At 35.9% G+C, this 19,862-nt stretch carries 14 protein-coding genes; all 14 read left to right on the top strand.

Annotation, left to right across the window (positions count from 1 at the left end):
* The first annotated feature begins 97 nt into the window (after positions 1-97).
* The 14 genes from Q4500_RS01555 to Q4500_RS01490 all read left to right on the top strand — a co-directional run bounded on the left by Q4500_RS01555 (position 98) and on the right by Q4500_RS01490 (position 19,793).
* Complete coding sequence (locus Q4500_RS01555; RefSeq protein ID WP_303598000.1) at positions 98-1,618, top strand: sulfatase-like hydrolase/transferase; 1,521 nt, start codon at positions 98-100, stop codon at positions 1,616-1,618.
* A gap of 17 nt (positions 1,619-1,635) precedes the next feature.
* Complete coding sequence (locus tag Q4500_RS01550; protein WP_303597998.1) at positions 1,636-4,134, top strand: glycoside hydrolase family 2 TIM barrel-domain containing protein; 2,499 nt, start codon at positions 1,636-1,638, stop codon at positions 4,132-4,134.
* On the top strand, positions 4,134-5,522 hold the full coding sequence (locus tag Q4500_RS01545; protein ID WP_303597997.1) for a sulfatase-like hydrolase/transferase: 1,389 nt from the start codon (positions 4,134-4,136) through the stop codon (positions 5,520-5,522). Before Q4500_RS01550 ends, Q4500_RS01545 begins: the two co-directional genes overlap by 1 nt.
* 12 nt (positions 5,523-5,534) lie before the next feature.
* On the top strand, positions 5,535-7,124 hold the full coding sequence (locus Q4500_RS01540; RefSeq protein WP_303597996.1) for an arylsulfatase: 1,590 nt from the start codon (positions 5,535-5,537) through the stop codon (positions 7,122-7,124).
* A 228-nt stretch (positions 7,125-7,352) separates the two neighbouring features.
* Positions 7,353-10,226 (top strand): glycoside hydrolase family 2 protein, encoded by a 2,874-nt coding sequence (locus Q4500_RS01535; RefSeq protein WP_303597995.1) that lies wholly within the window; start codon positions 7,353-7,355, stop codon positions 10,224-10,226.
* Positions 10,227-10,244: 18 nt separating this feature from the next.
* Complete coding sequence (locus Q4500_RS01530; RefSeq protein WP_368389710.1) at positions 10,245-12,077, top strand: arylsulfatase; 1,833 nt, start codon at positions 10,245-10,247, stop codon at positions 12,075-12,077.
* Positions 12,078-12,185: 108 nt separating this feature from the next.
* Positions 12,186-12,767: a Crp/Fnr family transcriptional regulator gene (locus Q4500_RS01525; RefSeq protein ID WP_303597994.1), complete on the top strand. Its 582-nt coding sequence runs from the start codon at positions 12,186-12,188 to the stop codon at positions 12,765-12,767.
* A gap of 79 nt (positions 12,768-12,846) precedes the next feature.
* On the top strand, positions 12,847-13,335 hold the full coding sequence (locus Q4500_RS01520) for a heme-binding protein (RefSeq protein ID WP_303597993.1): 489 nt from the start codon (positions 12,847-12,849) through the stop codon (positions 13,333-13,335).
* A gap of 22 nt (positions 13,336-13,357) precedes the next feature.
* The gene (locus tag Q4500_RS01515; RefSeq protein ID WP_303597992.1) at positions 13,358-14,881 is read left to right on the top strand and encodes a Dabb family protein; all 1,524 of its coding nucleotides are present in this window, start codon (positions 13,358-13,360) and stop codon (positions 14,879-14,881) included.
* A 1-nt stretch (position 14,882) separates the two neighbouring features.
* Positions 14,883-16,046, top strand: a complete 1,164-nt coding sequence (locus Q4500_RS01510; RefSeq protein ID WP_303597991.1) for a carbohydrate porin — start codon at positions 14,883-14,885, stop codon at positions 16,044-16,046.
* 78 nt (positions 16,047-16,124) lie between these two features.
* Entirely contained in the window at positions 16,125-16,844 is a 720-nt protein-coding gene (locus Q4500_RS01505) for a 3-ketoacyl-ACP reductase (protein WP_303597990.1), read from the top strand.
* An 83-nt stretch (positions 16,845-16,927) separates the two neighbouring features.
* Complete coding sequence (locus Q4500_RS01500) at positions 16,928-18,016, top strand: sulfatase-like hydrolase/transferase (RefSeq protein ID WP_303597989.1); 1,089 nt, start codon at positions 16,928-16,930, stop codon at positions 18,014-18,016.
* Positions 17,979-18,554, top strand: a complete 576-nt coding sequence (locus Q4500_RS01495; RefSeq protein ID WP_303597988.1) for a sulfatase/phosphatase domain-containing protein — start codon at positions 17,979-17,981, stop codon at positions 18,552-18,554. Before Q4500_RS01500 ends, Q4500_RS01495 begins: the two co-directional genes overlap by 38 nt.
* A gap of 183 nt (positions 18,555-18,737) precedes the next feature.
* A complete protein-coding gene (locus Q4500_RS01490) occupies positions 18,738-19,793 on the top strand; it encodes a family 16 glycosylhydrolase (RefSeq protein ID WP_303597987.1) in 1,056 nt (351 codons plus the stop codon).
* Positions 19,794-19,862 lie beyond the last annotated feature (69 nt).

Below are 19,862 nucleotides of genomic sequence, written 5' to 3'. Positions count from 1 at the left end.
ACATTTGTAGTGAGTGTTAGCTAAAAATTATTTGAGTTATTTATAATGCTCACTTCTACCGAAGTGGGCATTATTTATTTTAAAACCATCCATTGCAATGAAAATTACGCTATACCTTTTTCTATTCTCAGTATTCATCTCTTGTGAAAGCGAGCCTAAAAATTCTAGCCAAAATTCTAAGCCTAACATTGTTTTTATTTTTACCGATGACCAAACCTATTCATCTATACATGCTTTAGGTAATTCAGAAATCATTACTCCGAATATGGATGCCATGGTACATGACGGCACCACATTTACAAATGCTTACAATATGGGCTCATGGAGCGGTGCTGTCTGCGCGGCATCGAGAGCAATGATAATTTCTGGGCGCTCTGTTTGGAGGGCAAATACATTTAGACAAAATTGGATTGCAAATGATTCTATCGATAAGACTTGGGGCAAGCTTTTGGAAAGTAATGGTTATGAAACCTATATGACCGGAAAATGGCATGTAGATGCTCCTGCCCAAAAAGTTTTTATGCATACAGCACATATTCGCCCTGGTATGCCTAAAGATGCATGGCACCATGATACCATGGTCGCTAAGTTCGATTCGCTTTCAAAAATTTCGAATGCAAAATCAGCGCATATTATGCCTAATGGCTATAATCGCCCACTTTCTATCAACGATACTACTTGGTCACCTACAGATACCGCTCATGGCGGGTATTGGCAAGGCGGAAAACATTGGAGCGAAGTTTTAAAAGATGATGCCATTGGGTTTATAAATAAAGCAAAAGAAAGTGAAAAACCTTTTTTTATGTACTTGGCTTTTAATGCGCCACATGACCCCAGGCAGGCACCGCAAGAATACCAAGACATGTATGCAATAGATGATATAACATTACCTAAAAGCTACATGCCCGAATATACGTTTAGACATGATATTGCCAACGGAGATAACCTAAGAGATGAAGCTCTAGCACCATTCCCTAGAACAGAACTTGCCATTAAAACCCATACAAAAGAATATTACGCAAGCATTACCCATGTAGATGCTCAAATCGGTAAAATTATATCAGCTCTTAAAGATTCTGGCAAAATGAACAATACGTACATCATCTTTACGGCAGACCATGGCTTGGCTATGGGTAGACATGGCTTACTGGGCAAGCAAAGTTTATTTGACCATAGCATTAGGCCACCCATGATTATTTTAGGGCCAGATATACCTAAAAACAAGAAAAGTGATACAGATGTATATTTACAAGATGCCATGGCAACTTCATTGGATATTGCCGGCGTAGAAAAGCCAACTTATATTGATTTCCATAGTTTTTTAGATATCGCAAAAGGAAAAGAAACCAAAAGTAAATATGATGCTATTTACGGTGGCTATTTAGATGTTCAAAGAATGATTCGTAAAGATGGTTACAAACTAATGGTGTTTCCTAAAATCAAAAAAATACTCCTTTTCGATTTAAATGTTGATCCTAAAGAAATGAACGATATTTCTAATCTACCTGAACAACAAGAAAGAATTAAATCGCTATTTCTAGACTTACAACAATTACAGCAAGAAATGGATGACCCACTTGACATCACCGATTGCTTTTCAGAAAACCAAACCGATTAATCATAGATACCAAAGAAATGAAGCTATTTAAAATTGTAGTATTTCAAATCATCTTATTAGCACTTGTAGTAACCTCTTGCCAACCCAAAGAAGATAAGGTAATTGCCGACATAGACTTTAATAAAGATTGGTTATTTGTTAAGGATACTATTGAAAATGGAGAAAGTGCAACCTTAAAAGATAACAATTGGAAAAAAGTGAACGTACCACATGATTGGGCTATAGAAATGCCTTTTGACAGTTCTAACAATGCTCGAAATGGCGGATTAACAATAGACGGAATTGCCTGGTACAGAAAACATTTTACCATAGAAAAAGAAAACGCGGACAAACAAATTTCAATTGAATTTGACGGAGTAATGGATAATTCCAAAGTATATATCAACGGTAATTTTGTTGGTAAAAGACACTACGGGTATAGCGGTTTCGAATACTATCTAACACCTTATATTAAGTTTGGCGAAGACAATGTTATTGCTGTAGAATTAGCACCAGAAGTATTATCTGAACGCTGGTATCCTGGTGCAGGAATTTATAGGAATGTACGCTTAAAAATAAATAATGCCATACATATTCCGCAATGGGGAACTTACATCACTACCCCAATTGCCACTTCAGAGAAAGCATTGATTAAGGTTGAAACCAAAATTAAAAATGCTTCAGAGAATGCTAAAGAAGTAACTTTAGAAACTACCATTTTAGACACTGAAAATAATAGTGTTGCCTTAAGTACAACGGCTGTCTCTCTTTTAAAAAAATCTGAAAGCAAACAAATTCAAGAGATTGAGGTCAGTAACCCAAAACTATGGAATATCGGTGTTCCAAATTTGTACAAAGCGGTAAGCCGGGTCAAAATAGACGGTCAACTTGTAGATGAATATGAAACCGAGTTTGGTATACGACAAATTGAATTTAAAAAAGAAGGTTTTTATTTAAACGGTAATACCGTAGAACTAAATGGCGTTTGTATGCACCATGATTTAGGACCGTTAGGTGCTGCCGTTAATTACAGAGCGACAGAACGCCAAATGCAAATTATGCAAGAAATGGGCGCTAATGCCTTACGAACAAGTCATAACCCGCCATCGCCAGAAATGCTTCAAGTATGCGATAGATTAGGTATTGTTGTCATTGACGAAGCTTTTGACGAGTGGAAAATACCGAAAGTGCCTAACGGATATAGCAATTATTTTGATGAATGGGCAGAAACAGATTTACGCGACATGATAAAAAGAGACCGTAATCACCCCTCGGTAATTATGTGGAGTATCGGTAACGAAATTTTAGAACAAGGTCAACCTGACGGATGGAAAACAGCAAAAATGCTAAATGATATTTGCCATGATGAAGATAACACAAGACCGACAACTGCCGGTTTTAATAACTATCCTGCTTCATTCACTAATAAATTGGCTTCACAGATTGACGTGGTAGGGGTTAATTACAAACCTTCCTACTATGGCGAAATACGAAAACAGAATCCTGAAATGATTTTCTATGGATCCGAAACTTCATCCCAAACAAGCACTAGAGGATTTTATGAAATTCCGCAGGCTTACAATGTAAACAAAGAGACCAACCAAGTTTCTAGTTACGATGTTACTGTTGGTCCTAATTGGGCGTATGCACCAGATATCGAATTTGCTGCACAAGAGGCAAACCCCCACTCTTTAGGCGAGTTTATTTGGACAGGTTTTGATTATTTAGGTGAACCGACGCCTTATGGTGGCAGAGATAATTCTACCAATGGCTATTGGAACGACGATTGGCCATCTCACGCTTCTTATTTTGCACCGGTAGATTTATGCGGATTTCCAAAAGATAGATTCTATTTATACCAAAGTCAATGGACAACAGAACCTATGGTACATGTTTTGCCACATTGGAATTGGGAAGGAAGAGAAGGACAGACCATACCGGTTTATGCTTACACCAATGCAGATGAAGTGGAGTTATTTGTAAACGGAAAGTCATTTGGCAAAAAAGTAAAAGGCAAAGATTTAACCGATATCTTTACCGAATACAGAGGTTTCTTAGATTCGGGATATGGATTTAAACGCGGAATTTACAAATCTAAATACCGACTGTCTTGGAACGTACCGTACCAACCTGGCAGTATAAAAGTAGTTGCTTATAAAGACAATAAAGAAGTGGCAACCAAAGAAATAAAAACGGCAGGCAAAGCTGCTAAAATAACTTTGGTGGCTGATAGAAGCAGTATTGATGCTAATGGAAAGGACCTATCTTTTATAACGGTTAGGGTTGAAGATAAAGATGGCAATTTATGTGCTAATGCAGATAACTTAGTAAATTTCGAAGTAACCGGCAATGGTGTTCTAGAAGCGGTCGGTAATGGAAATTCTGCCTCTTTAGAATCATTTAAAGAACACCATATTAAATCTTTTTATGGCAAAAGCTTGGCAATATTAAAATCTACCGAAGCCTCTGGAGAAATTAATATTACGGCAAGTTCACAAAATTTAAGTTCATCTACTATTACCATTAAATCGAAATAATGAACAAGAATTTTACCGCACTCTTTATTCTATTCTTAGCAATATTAAGTTTTAATACAGCAATTAGCCAAGAACAACCAAATGTTCTCGTAATTCTTACAGATGATCAAGGTTGGGCCGATGTTGGTTTTAATGGTGCTACCGATATACCCACCCCAAATTTAGATAGGCTTGCTAGAGAAGGAGTTATTTTTTCAAATGGTTATGTTTCTCATCCGTACTGCAGTCCGTCGAGAGCTGGTTTACTAACGGGTCGTTACCAAGCCCGTTTCGGCCATGATTGCAATATGCCCTATGACGGAGAAAACGATGCCAGTATTGGTACACCTTTATCTGAAAAAATGATTTCTGAGGCTTTAAAGAACCAAGGCTATAGAACTAGTGCAGTAGGAAAATGGCATATAGGAGATCACCCAGATTTGTACCCGCCAGCGCAAGGTTTTGACCATTGGTTCGGATTTCCTGGTGGAGGAATGAACTATTGGGGAGAATCTAAAAATGAAATTCAGACTATTTATAGAAATAGAAAAGCAGTACCCGAAAATGAATTATCGTACTTAACAGATGACTTCACTGACGAAACAATTGCTTTTATTAATAAAAAAGATGACAAACCCTTTTTTATTTATTTGGCATATAATGCACCACACGCACCTGATCACGCTACAAAAGAATATTTAGAAAAAACGAAACATATAGAATATGCCGGTAGAAGTATTTATGCCGCTATGGTAAATGCGGTAGATACCAACGTTGGTAGAATTGATTCAACCCTCGTTGTCAACCATATGAAAGAAAATACAATTTTGGTATTTTTAAGCGATAATGGCGGTAGAATTGAACATGCCGACAATAGACCTAATCGAGGGCATAAAGGCATGTTGTTCGAGGGCGGAATAAAAGTGCCTTTCTTTATTACATGGCCGAAAAAAATAGAGGGAAAACAAACTTATGACAAACCTATTTCCTCTTTAGACCTATATCCTACTATTTTAAATGCGGCGGGCGGTAATGCGACTAAGGAAAAACAGTTGGATGGTGTAGATCTGCTTCCTTACGTTCTTAATAAAAGTAATGAAACCCCGCATAAAACTTTGTTTTGGAGGTCATCGGGTAACTTTGAATATGCCGTTAGAAAAGGAAAATACAAGTTGTACAAAAGTGCTTATAAAAACAGCACATTACTTTTCGATCTAGAAAATGACCAACTTGAGCGAAATGACATCGCATCGAAACATCCAGAGATTTGCTTAGTTTTAGAACAAGAATACAAAAAATGGGATGCAAAGAATATGGCGCCAGGTTGGCTCGACCCTCATGCCAAAAACGTCATCAAAGAGGAAAAAAAATGGGAGCAAGACAGAAATAAATCACTAAAACAGAATTAAAACAATAAATCAATGAATAATATTTTAAAACCAAAAAGTAGTCTTTACAAAATTTGCCTATCTCTTTTAGTCTTAATTGCATTTAGTTGCAAAGAGTCGAATAAAAAAGTAGTAACAGATGGTTCTAAAGAAGTGGAAACTTCTACCCAACCAAATATTGTGGTTATTTACCTCGATGATTTAGGTTATGGTGATATAAGTGCCAATGGCGCTACTGAAATAAACACTCCTAATATTGATAATTTAGCCAATGGTGGTGTACGCTTTACAAATGGCTATGCAACATCTGCCACGTGTACACCAAGCCGTTATGGTCTTTTAACAGGAGTATACCCTTGGAGAAATAAAGACGCTCAAATATTACCCGGTACTGCACCATTAATTATTAGCACCGAACAGCAAACCGTACCAAAGATGCTAAAGAAACAAGGCTATGCTACCGGTATCGTAGGTAAATGGCACTTAGGTTTAGGTACGGGTAATGTAAACTGGAACGAAAGAGTATCTCCTGGTCCAAATGAAGTTGGTTTTGACTATTCTTATATCATGGCAGCTACGCAAGATCGCGTACCTACAGTCTATATAAAAGATGGTCATGTAGATGGTTTAGACCCTAATGACCCAATAGAGGTAGATTATGCGAACAATTATAGCAACCAACCAACGGGTAAGGATGATCCGGAATTAACAAGTATGAAGTGGCACCATGGTCATAATAACAGCATTGTAAACGGTATACCAAGAATCGGCTTTATGAAAGGTGGAGAAGATGCAAAATGGACTGATGTAGATATGGCTGATCACTTTTTAGAAAAAGCACAAGCCTATGTAAAGAACCATAAAAAAGAACCTTTCTTTTTATACTATGCACTGCAACAACCGCATGTACCAAGAACACCTCATCCTCGTTTTGAAGGTAAATCTGGTATGGGACCACGTGGCGATGTCATTCTTGAAGCTGATTGGGTTATAGGTGAATTCATGAAAACATTGGAAGATGAGGGAATTTTAGAAAACACCTTAATTATTTTCACAAGTGATAACGGACCTGTTTTAAATGATGGTTATTATGATGACGCAGTAGAAAAATTAGGCAAACATAACCCTGCAGGTGGTCTAAGAGGTGGAAAGTATAGTTTATTTGATGCCGGAACCCATGTACCATTTATTACATACTGGAAAGGAACTATTGAGCCTTCTGTTTCAGACGCGTTAGTTTGTCAAGTAGATTTTCTTAGTTCGCTTGCAAGCTTAACGGGCAGTACCGAAAAAACAGATGATAGTGACCAAATAATTGACGCGCTATTAGGAAAAACGAAAACAGGTAGAACCGATTTAATTTTAGAAGCAAGTCAAAAAACAGCATTAAGAAGCGGCGATTGGATTATGATTCCGCCTTACAAAGGCAGCGCTTTTAATGCTCAAGTTAAAATTGAATTGGGTGTTTCAGAATCATATCAACTTTACAATATAAAAGAAGACAGGGCACAAGAGCATAACGTTGCAGAATCTAATCCTGAAAAATTGAAGGAAATGATGGCAAACTACGAAAAATTAAGAGGCACCGATAAAGTAGAAATTAAAGAATTAGAATTGAAGTAACCTTTATATTTTACCGCAGAATAGACGAAAGACTTTGAATATAAATTCAAAGTCTTTTTTTTATAAATAACTAACATAAATCTAAAACACTATAAACTGGCATTACCGCCCCGTTTAATTGGCATAAAGCGAACAATTAACCATATGTGGTATCATTACAAACATCTCTATTGAGATACCTGATCAAGAATAAATAATTTTATTTTAAGAAAAATCACACACCTGAAAATGAAACTAAACTATGTATTCTTTTGTCTTTTAATTTACAAATTAACCCTTGCTCAAACTTCACCATTACCACAAGGTTTTGAAACTGGCGACAGAACAAAAACCAATTTAAATATCGGATGGAAATTCCATTTAGGCGATTTAACAAACTCACCTACAGCAATAGATTTTGATGATAGTAGCTGGGAAAATGTTTCTGTACCACATACACCACAGCTGGTTTCTTATGAATTGGATAGTATTAAAGAAACTTGGGTACAAGAGAAATACCTTCGAGATATCAGCTGGTACCGCAAAAAGATAACTATCGAAGCAAAAAGTACCGCTAAGGTGTTTTTAGAATTCGAAGCAGTTCATAATGCCACAGAATTATGGGTAAACGGCATAAAAGTTGGCGAATACGCAGTCAATGGTTATGTACCTTTTCACTTTGATATTACTGAATATGTGAAATTTGGAAAAGAAAATACCATTGCCGTTAAAGCAGACAATTCATATAGCCAGGTTATTGCACCTGATCCAGATAGAACCGATTATGTAAAATTCGGTGGTCTGTACCGAGATGTATATTTAGTAACCACCAATAATTTGCATGTAAACTATAATTGGGAAGATTTTGATGCCGGTGTGCATATAACTACACCTACAGTGAACAAGCATAATGGTACGGTAACGATTAAAACGACGGTAAAAAATGAAAATTCTACCGCCAAGAATACTAAAATTATAACCAACATCATCGATAAAGATGGCTATGTTATAAAAAAAATAATTACTGAAATCGATATTGCAGCTAATGCAACACATACATTTAGGCAATCTGCAACCATTGAAGATGATTACCATTTATGGTCGCCCGACTCCCCTTACCTATACCGGGTAAATTCAATAATTTATGATGGCGATAGCCCTGTTGATTTTGTTGAGAATACATTCGGATTTAGAAAGTTTTCATTAGAAAAGGGAAAAGGTTTCGTTTTAAATGGAGAGCCATTATTTTTGGTTGGTGCCAACCGTCATCAGAACTATCCTAATATCGGTGATGCAATACCAAACTCGTTTCATTATAACGAGGCACTACAGTACAAAAAGGCTGGTATGAATATCATTAGGCTTTCTCATTATACCCAAGATGATGCTTTTATTAAAGCCTGTGATGAATTAGGCATCCTCATTTATGAAGAACCCTCTACATGGATCGAATGGGGAGGCGATACTTGGTTCGATAATTTAGAAAAAGCTACCAGAACTATGATCCGTAATCATAGAAATCACCCATCTATTATTGTTTGGGGTGCTGGTATAAACCATAGAGGTCCCGTACCAAGAATGCAGACCGTGGCTAAAGAAGAAGATCCGTTTAGATTGACCGCCTCTGCTTCTGCCCCATGGGACGGACCTAAAAATGAAGGCATTACTGATGTGCATGCAACTATGGATTATAGAAGAACCGAATTCCCAGAAAGTGCTTTTACCATGGTAATGGAGCATGGTAGTTCTCCGAATTCAGAAGTAAATCAATTTCATATATCAAGATATAAAGGCAATAAGAATAATTTTGCGGCAATTACATGGTTGGGTGCAGACTACAATCACTTACAGCCCGATATTGTAGATGCACAATGGTCGCGAGATTTTGTGACTACCTACGGTGTATTATCAGCTTATCGAGTACCTAAACCTGTTTACTATTGGTATCAATCTGAGTTAGTGGCAAAACCTATTGTTCATATTGCCGATGAAACAGCCTCTAGAGATGGGAAAGTTCGTGTATTCAGTAATTGTCAAGAAGTTGCATTATACCACAATGGAGAATTAATTGGAAAACAGGTGCCGGATAATGATCTTACCAAAATTAACCTTGATCATCCATCATTTACATTTAAATACAATTGGAAAGAAGGCAGCCTAAAAGCCGTTGGCTATACAAATGGTGAAAAAGTAATGGAATACACCAGACATAAAGAAAGTAAACCACATCATATTAAAGTAGCATATAATATTACCGATAAGCCATTTTATGCAGAAGGTTCAGACATTCGACTGGTTTATGCCTCTATATTAGATGAAAATAATAACGTAGTAACCAGCGCTGATTATGATGTTCAATTTTCGATTTCGGGAGCTGGAGAATTGATAGATAACGGAAAAATTTATGCCAATCCGGCACCAGCATATAACGGCGTTGCAGCTATCTATGTAAGAGGAACCGATGATTTCGGATCAATTACAGTTACGGCAAAGGCAACGGGTCTAAAATCTGGTAAAGCAACGATTAACACCGTTAAATTTAACACCAACGAAATTGCCAATAATGCCAAACCAATATATGATTTCCCCATTAGCAGGGTCGATATTGGTGGAGAAAAACAATTGGTACAATTTGAATGGAATGAATGGACAGGAAATACTGATAATGATTTAAACTACACCATTAAAGAAAACGCGCAAATACAAATAAGCGCAGATGAAAAGATAAATTGGTTAGGTAATGGCACTAGTATGCTGGGTGATTTGAGTTTTGTCGGCACAGACGGTCTATATGTAGAAAAAGGAGAAATGCAATTAAAACTGACCAATTTAAAAGCTGGTACATATGCTTTAGAAACATTTCATCATGCGAGAAAAACGGATATTAAATTAACCAATGAAATAGAAGTTACTGTAAATGATGCAGATGGTAGTTTCACTAGAACTTCAGATGACCACACTGTAAATTATTTTGATAATAGCAATACTGGTGAACGTCAACCAATTTCCATTAATTCAATCTTAGAATCAGACGGCTCTAAGCCTGTTATTCTAAAATTTAAAAGTAAAAATGAAAAAGGAAGCCTTTGGTTAAATGGTTTTGTTTTAAAACAAATAAAATAAATCAACCTAACTTTATAGATGATGTATACTAAAATAAAACTCTTTTTAATAGTAAGCTTCATCATAGTAACAAGCTGTACTACTAAGAAACAGAAAAAAGGAAATTCAAAAGAAATCTCAAAGCCTAATGTCATCTTAGTTATTACAGATGATCAAGGTTATGGAGATTTAGGCGTTCACGGTAATAAGATTATTAAAACGCCTAATATAGATTCCTTTTATACAGAAAGTACCCATTTAACCAATTTTCATGTGGGTCCCACCTGTGCTCCTACCCGTTCAGGATTAATGACAGGCAGATATGCAAATAGCACAGGTGTTTGGCATACCGTTGGCGGTTGGTCGTTATTGCGTGAAAATGAAAAAACCTTAGCCGATATGTTTACCGAAGCAGGTTATAAAACTGGTGGTTTCGGTAAATGGCATTTAGGTGATAATTATCCTTTTAGACCAGAAGACCGTGGATTTCAAGAAACGGTAATGCATGGTGGTGGCGGTGTACAACAAACACCCGACTACTGGAATAACACGTATTTCAACGACACCTATTTTCATAACGGAACACCTGAGAAATACGAGGGATATTGTACTGATGTCTTTTTTGATGAAGCTATAAAATTCATACAGACTAATAAAGACAAGCCGTTCTTTTGCTATTTAGCGCCCAATGCACCTCATGGTCCTTACAATGTACCTACGGCGTATTATGATTTATATAAAGATTTAGATGATAGTATTTTAGCAGATACCCAAAAACGCTTTTATGGAATGATCACGAATATCGATGATAATTTCGGAAAACTTAGAGCTACATTGAGTGAACTGAAAATAGCCGATAATACCATATTGATTTTCATGACCGACAATGGCACCTCTGCAGGCTACTATAACAGGAAAGGGAAAATCACAGGCTTTAATAGCGGTATGAGAGGTACAAAAGGAAGCGAGTATGATGGCGGACACCGAGTACCTTTTTTTATTTATTGGAAAGACGGGGAAATAACTACGGCAAAAGATATAAATACGCTTACCGCACAAATAGACATCTTACCCACCCTGGCAGAACTTTGTGGAATCGCATTACCGAAAGATCATTTGACATTGAACGGAAAAAGCATAGTGCCCATTTTAAAAGGAAAAGACACGCTACAAAATAGAATGTTAGTAACCGATTCTCAAAGAATTCAAAATCCTGAAAAATGGAAAAATTCGGCAGTCATGCAAGCTAATTGGCGTTTAATAAATGGGAAAGAACTTTACAATATTGAAAATGATCAAGGACAAGAAAACGATATTGCAACTGAAAACCCACAAAAGGTCGAGGCAATGAAAGCTTTCTATGAACAATGGTGGACAGAAGTTTCTAAATACTTTAACAAGGAAATCTATTTTCAAATAGGGTCTGAAAAAGAAAATCCTATTACACTAACAGCACATGATATTCACGGCGCTGCAACCATGCAACCTTGGAACCAGATTCAAATTAGAGAAGGTAAATCTGGTGCCGGCTATTGGAGTGTAAATATCGTTGAAGATGGAAATTACAAAGTATCTCTTAGAAGATATCCTATAGAATCTAATTTAGCGATAAACGCTACTACCCCACAAATTTCAATTGCTGAAGTACCTAGTTTGGAAAAAGAAATTCCTGCAGGAAAAAATTTAGAATATATCAAAGCCAACATCACATTTGAAAATCAGATTACAACTGAAACTTCAATCGAAAAAGGCGCCACCTCAGCTGTGTTCAACGTATCATTGAAAGCAGGGAAAACAAAATTATCAGCAAACTTTATTGATGTACAGAACCAAACAAATGTTGCTTATTATGTATATATCAAAAAAATATAAACTGAGAATAATAAATGCTACTGCGCCCATTATTTTGCACGCACAATGCTTATAATGGTACAATTACATTCGATAAATATTGTACGACATGTGTAATTTGAATAAAATATGATTTACGATTTATTAATAGAAAATATTACTAAAAACAGAGAAGTGTCGATTGCCGAAGCTGAAAAGTTTTGTAGTTTTTTTAATGATAAAACTATTTCAAAAAAAGAATTTTTACTCAAGCAAGGCGAGTTTTGCAAATTTGAAGCGTTTGTAACCGAAGGGTGTTTTAGAGTTTTTTCACTAGACAAAAAAGGGAACGAAAACACATTATACTTTGCCGCCAAAGACTGGTGGCTGATGGATATAGATAGTTTTATGAACCACAAACCATCAGATTTAAATATTCAAGCTTTAGAAGATAGCAAGATTTTGATCATCTCTCAAGAAGACAAATCTAATCTCTATAATGAATTACCTATGGCTGAGAAATTTTTTCGCATCATGTTCCAAAAATCAATTGTGGCTTGGCAGCGAAGAGTGGTTAGAAACAACAGTTTAACAGCAAAAGAGCGGTACAATTATTTTACGACACATTATCCTGAAATTGTTTTGAAACTGACAGATAGACAAATGGCGAGTTATTTAGGTATTACGCATGAGTTCTTAAGTAAAATAAAAAAACGAGATAAAAAGCAATAATCATGATCGAGTTGAACTTGTTCAACTATTTTTTAGAAGTGATTTCCAATATTTGTAAGCTTAACTGATAAACGTAATTATGAACTTATTTAAGCAAATTAAAGTTTGGGTTGTCGCACTGACATTAGTAACTATGTCAACTACAACTTATGCTCAAATTACAAATGACATTTCGCATGAAGAAGCCTTTGAAATTCTTTTAGCCGCGAAGAAAAACGCTGAAGATTCAAACGTGCTAGTAAACATTGCAGTGGTCGATGCAGGTGCAAATTTAAAAGCATTTATTCGAATGGATGATTCATTTTTAGGAAGTATAGACGTAGCTATAAAAAAAGCTAAGACGGCAAGATATTTTGATATTGACACAGGTGAATTAGGCGAATTAACCCAACCAGGTGGTATTATTTACAATATTGAGCATTCTAATGGTGGTCTAATGACTTTTCCCGGCGGCTTACCTATTAAAAATAAAGACGGTAAAATTATTGGAGCCATCGGTGTAAGCGGTGGAACAATAGATCAAGATAGAGCAATAGCAACAGCAGGAGCCAAATCAATAGTAGACTAATTATTTACAAAGAACCTTAATCATGAAAATCATAAAATATTTTGCACTAATAATCATCGTCGCATTATCTCAATTTAGCCTTGCTCAAAATTCAGATGATTCGATGCTGTACAGAAAAGACTTCAAAAGCATCACAGGAAAAAACACAGTTTCGGTAACTAGCTACGAAAAAAACGGAATTCATCTTGTTTATGCTGGTGGCGTAGGTAATGTAGATGTATATAGTTTAAATAAAGACGGTATACTTACTCCAATTAGCAACCACGAACTTCATAAGGGAACAGGACCTTCGAGAGGTATGGTAGCCGATAATATTAATGGCACCGACTTCCTTTTTGTGGCCAATAAACATGGCAATGTTATTGAAACCTTTAAAATTTTAGACAACGGATCTTTAGATCGTGTTTCTCTAGTTGAAGATACGAATGAGACCCATTTGGGTACGGCAATTACATTGCAAGTAATACATATGAAAAATGCATCATATCTTTTCATTGGTGGCCTAGAAGAAACACCTGGCTTGAGTAGTTTCAAAATACAGAACGATGGAAAGCTAACACACGTGCAATCTATGAAAGATGATGAAACCATACACACTGATGGAATTATTGGCATGTTCATTCACAAAATAAAGGGTAAAACTTTTTTATACACAGGAGGTTTTCAAGACAATGGTGTTAGTAGTTTCAGAGTCTATGATGACGGAACTTTCAAGAACATAAATAATATTGATGATAATAATACAGATAGCTATTTAACAGGAGCTTACCCAGTAACAGGGGTAACTTTAGGCGATAATAAATATGTAATTGTAGGTCATAGACATCACAAATACTACGAAAGAAATGGCTTTATTAAAAAAACAGATTTTGTTTATCATGGTGATGGTGTAAGCGTATTTAAAGTAAATAAAAAGGGAGCTTTAGTACCACATTTCGTTCTCAAAGATGATGAAACCACAAAACTACAAGGACAAACACGAATTGAAATTGTTTCAACCGATAATAACGAAGCTATTTTAGCAGTTGGCACAAGAGATGATGCGAGTATTCAATTATTAAAATTAAACGAAGCTGGAGTTCTTAGTCCTATCAATTATTTAGAAACAGGATTTTCCATCTATTACGGTTTAAGATCTCATAAAATTGGAGATGACAACTTCTTAATTGCTGGCTCTTTTCGCTTTGATTTAGGAAAAATAGTCTCTTATAAAATATCACCGAAAATTAATAGAGAAGGCAAAGTTTTAAGACACATAGTAAATCTTAAATATAAAGAAGAAGCTACCGAAGCTCAAATAAATGAAGCTGTTGAAACTTTTGTAAATCTTAAAAATGAAATTCCGGAAATCGCCAACATTGAATGGGGAGAGAACGATAGTAGCGAAGGCGCCAGTAAAGGTTTTACGCATACGTTTACAATTACATTTAATGACGAGCATGCCAGAGAAATTTATCTTTTTCATAAAGCACATTTAGATTTGGTAAGTAAAGTTGGTCCAATAATAGGTGATGCTTTTATTATGGATTACTGGACAGAAGAGTAAAATGAAAAAATTAATTTCACTATTCTTTGTTCTTACTTCCTATATTCTAATGGGGCAAGTACAAAAAACGGATAGCACCCAAAGTGGAATTAGGCTAAAAAATGGCATCGTCCCCTTTGTCTCTTACGCTTCTATTGCAGCGGCTAATGTTTCGGGGGGGCTAAACCAAACTAGTAAGTACGCTGGTCAACTTTATACAGGACTCAAATTTGATTTTGAAAAAATATTAGGATGGAAAGGTACTCGCGCAAAAATCTCCATTATAAACCGTCATGGTAGCGGGCTAGAGAAAGAGGTCGGTTCTGTTTTTGAGCCTTTGAATCTTGTTGGCGGACAAAACATCTTTTTATATGATTTAAACGTTGAAAAAGATTTTGGAGATAAGTTTTCTTTAAAAGCAGGTCGCACAACCTCGGTTGATGATTTTTCCGTCTCAAAATTATATTATTATTCACTCAATAACACAGTAAATGGCGTTATTAGAGCATTGCTGTTAGATGGCCTAACAACTACTTTCCCTTTTGCAACATGGGGAACAAGGTTGAAATACAAGCCAAATGCCAAGCATCAATTTCAATTAGGTGTTTATCAATTAGGTAAAAACGTATTTGATGACAAACAAAATGGGTTAGACTTTTCGTTAAGGAATTCAGACGATTTATCAGTCTTTTTTCAATATGATTGGTTTGGAAAAGTTGCAGATCGTAACGCTAGAATTTATTTAGGATCAAACCAAGTTTTCGGTAGTTTAGCTAATTTTAATTCAGATAATATATCTGATTACTTTATACGCCTTTATGGGCATATAGATGTAGAACTTGTAAAAGGTTTAAGCTCTTTTCTAACTATGGCATATTCACCCCACGGCGAGATCGTAAAATTACCTTTTCAAAGTAGCATAGGTCTCAACTGGAAGGGCATGGTTAAATCTAGACCTAATGACAGAATACTATTCTTTACTACCGTAGGTAGTTTTAGTAGTGAATGGGCTTCTTTACAACAAAATCAGTTGTCACCCGAAGTAGTAATGGAGATAGGGTATCGTTTTCAGGTAACAAACTATTTTGTGCTGCAACCTGCAGTGCAATATAATATCAGACCAGGCGGATCTGGTATAATCGCTAATGCTGTTATTCCAGGTATTTGGATTGAAGCTAACTTTTAAAAAAGCCGACCTAAAACTTAAGTAAATGAAGGATGTTTGTTAACACTTTTAAAAATTTGAACATACTAAAAAATAAAAATGAGCAATTTAAAAAATAAAAAAGCCATCATCACAGGTGGTGGTAGAGGTCTTGGGAAAGCGACGGCAATCGCTTTTGCCAAAGAAGGTATTGATGTAGCCATTACTGGTAGAACTGAAAGTACATTAAAAGAAACCGTTTCAGAAATTGAAGCACTGGGCGTAAACGCCACTTATGCGGTATTCGATGTGGGCAATTATGAGGACGTCAAAACAAATATTAAAAACATCATAGACACATTAGGCGGTGTAGATATTTTGGTTAATAACGCGGGTATAGGGGGCTTTGGTTCATTTAATGACATGCCGGTTGAACAATGGACTCAAATTATACAAACCAATCTTATGGGCATGTATTATGTGACTAAAGAAGTTTTGCCGTCTTTAATAGCTAAAAATGAAGGCGATATTATTAATGTGTCTTCTACAGCAGGAGTAAATGGAAATGCAACTACATCAGCATATTCAGCATCAAAATTTGCTGTAATAGGCATGTCTGAATCCTTGATGAAGGAAGTACGTAAAAATAATATCAGGGTTGTTACATTGACCCCAAGCACCATAGAATCTGATATGTCGATTGAAGCCGGTATTGCAGAAAAGGGTTCAGAAGATAGCGTGTTACAACCAGAAGATTTTGCTGAATTGATTCTTGCCGGTTTAAAACTTCCAAGAAGAGCTATGCTTAAAGGGGCTTCTTTGTGGTCTACGAATCCTTAAAATAATTGCAACATGATATTGGTTAAGTAATTCTCCAAATTCCTTAACCAATTTTCATGCAATAAACATCAAAAAAATGAAACATGAAAAAAACGCTTTTATTCCTTTTCCTATTAGCCACTATAGATAAGGCACAAGACCAACCCAATATTGTTTTCATTTTAACCGATGACCAATCGTATGACTTATTAGGTTGCACAGGTAACCCAATTGTTCAAACCCCTAATATTGATAACATTGCACAAGAAGGCATACTTTTTACGAACGCACATGTTACCAGTGCCATTTGTACACCTAGTAGAATATCTATTTTATTAAGTCAATACGAACGAAAGCACGGCGTAAATTTTAATTCTGGCACAAGTGTTTCAGATACTGCATGGGCAAACTCTTATCCTGTTGTAATGCGCAATAATGGGTATTATACCGGCTGGGTAGGTAAAAATCATGCGCCCATTGGTAATGGCGGTTATGATAGCGGGCTCATGGAAAAGAGTTTTGATTATTGGTACGCTGGGCACGGCCATCTAGGTTTTTATCCGAAAGACAATCATAGCATTTTTAATGACGCTATTGCTTTTACACAACCCGAAATCATTAATGAAGGTGTAAATGATTTTTTGGATCCAAATGCCAGAAAATTAAAAGGTGCCGTTCACTTTTTAGAAAACAGACCAAAGAACAAACCATTTATGCTTTCTATCAATTTTAATTTACCACATGGCGCCGGTACCCGTTCTATGAAATTAAAAGAAACCGATGATGCCATTTACAAAACAATGTATCGTGATATTGACCTTCCTCTTCCTGAAAATTACATTGCTAAGGCAGATATAAAAACACCTAAACTGCCTGCAGATCTCCTTAAAACTGAAGACAGACAAGAAGGATATAATTATGTAGATAATCCTGAGGACAAGAAGGAACGTTATATAAGAGAATTAGAGGCCATGACTGGCATAGATAGATTGGTGGGCAATCTTATAGATAAACTTAAAGATCTAAAACTAGATACAAATACCATTATCATTTTCACTTCTGACCATGGCTTATTTGGTGGCGAACTAGGTTTAGGTGGTAAGGCGCTATGTTATGAGCAAACTACCCATGTACCTATAATTGTTTTTGATCCTAATGCAACTAAAAAGCGATGCCTTGGTACAAACTATTGATATAGCGCCAACAATGCTTGCCTATGCAGGTATTAAAGCTCCAGAAACCTTTCAAGGTGCAGATATCTCCAATTTAATAAAAGGTTCAAAAATTGAAGTTCGAGATTATGTATATACCGAAAACTTATGGTCTACACATTTCGGCAATCCTAGGTGCGAATCGGTTCAGAATAAAGAATGGAAATACATTCGATATTACAAGAACAATAATTTCTCTGCCTCAAAAGAAATTAAGTACGCCAAAGAAATAGGTATACCAGTCAATGAAATACTGTATACAATGCACGACCCGCAAATAGCCATTTATCGAGATTACATTGATGCTCCTTTACATGGAGAACAACCTGTTTATGAAGAATTATATAACCTAAAAGAAGATTCTAACGAGCTTCATAACTTAGCCGACAGACCTGAACATTCTAAAATTTTAGAAAATCTTAGAGCGCAATGGAAAACAAAAATTACTACAGCTAGAGGTAGCGGAAAACCAATGGTTTTGAGATACACCAATGATGCTTTTCCAAATGCGAAACATTAAAGCTAACACCGAACAATAACTATAAACTAATCCTTTACTCAAAAGTCGTTGAAGTTATTTTACTTCAAAGAAAGTACTTTATAAAATTATAACGAATATTTTAAAAACCATATGTGTTATACTTCTGAACATTTAAAGGTTGAACTGAAATCTTTTCAGAATAGTTTTATAAAAAATTAAATAATGTCCGAAACTATTAAAGTCCTATCTCTCCTTTTATTAATTTCCATTTTTGCCTGCAGTAATTCTGATACAAATGATATAGAAGTTATTGAAGACATTGAAGTAAGCCAAGAGGAAGAAATTGAGACTCCGATTGAAGAAATCGAGCCAGATACATCTCTGAAACCAACTTTTATAGAAAATCAAGACCCCAAATCAGAAGATAAAAAATGGGTCAAGGTTGATGGACTTTCTGATGAATTTGATGGTAATGAATTAGACACCGATAAATGGAATCCGACTCCAGAATTTATTTGGAACGGTCAAGATCGAGGTTGGTACGGATCAGGAAGATCTCTTTTTGAAGCCGATAATGTTAGCACGGGCGATGGTTATTTAAGAATAGAAGGAGAGAAATTTGATAGCCCTAAATATTCACCTAAAGACAATACCAACGAACCCTCAGAACGCAGGTATGGCGGAGCATATATTTATGGAAAAACCTTAGCAGAGCCGGGCTATTATATTGAAGCACGTATGAAAGCTAGCAAAACGGCTATGTCTGCTGCATTTTGGTTAAAATCTGAAACCAAACCATGTACAGAAAACTTTAATGATGGTGAGAATCTTGAAATAGACATTCAAGAATGCGTAGGTGTTTTTACTGGTGAATTAGGTGATGATTGGACAAATGATGATTGGGCAGTAACTTCTGATTGGGATAAAATATTTCATTACAATACCCATAGACATAATAGCCCTTGTAACAATATCGGAGCAAGACAGACAAAAGGAGGTAAAAGTAATTTTGAAAAAAATAATTCTGAAGAGTTTCATATTTACGCCGCCTATTGGTACGCAGATGGCAGTAAAGTTGATTTTTATATTGATGGAGCCTTAGAAGAATCTGTTACGCCTGTTATTCCTTTTAATGGAGCACTACGGTTGATTATGTCAAGTAATTTCTATGATTGGATCGAAGAAACTACGGCGCAAGAAATGGGGTTTGAACAACCATTAGAAAATCGTTACACTAAAATTGATTGGATAAGAGTTTGGAAGCTTGAAGACCAATAGTAAACTCAAATACATATTTCATCTAATCACTTCTAGTAGTTGCATTGGTCGTCGCTCTTTTAATCCATG

It is taken from the genome of Maribacter sp. 1_MG-2023 (assembly GCF_030547005.1).
GTDB lineage: Bacteria > Bacteroidota > Bacteroidia > Flavobacteriales > Flavobacteriaceae > Maribacter.
This window is presented reverse-complemented; position numbering and strand designations above follow the sequence as displayed.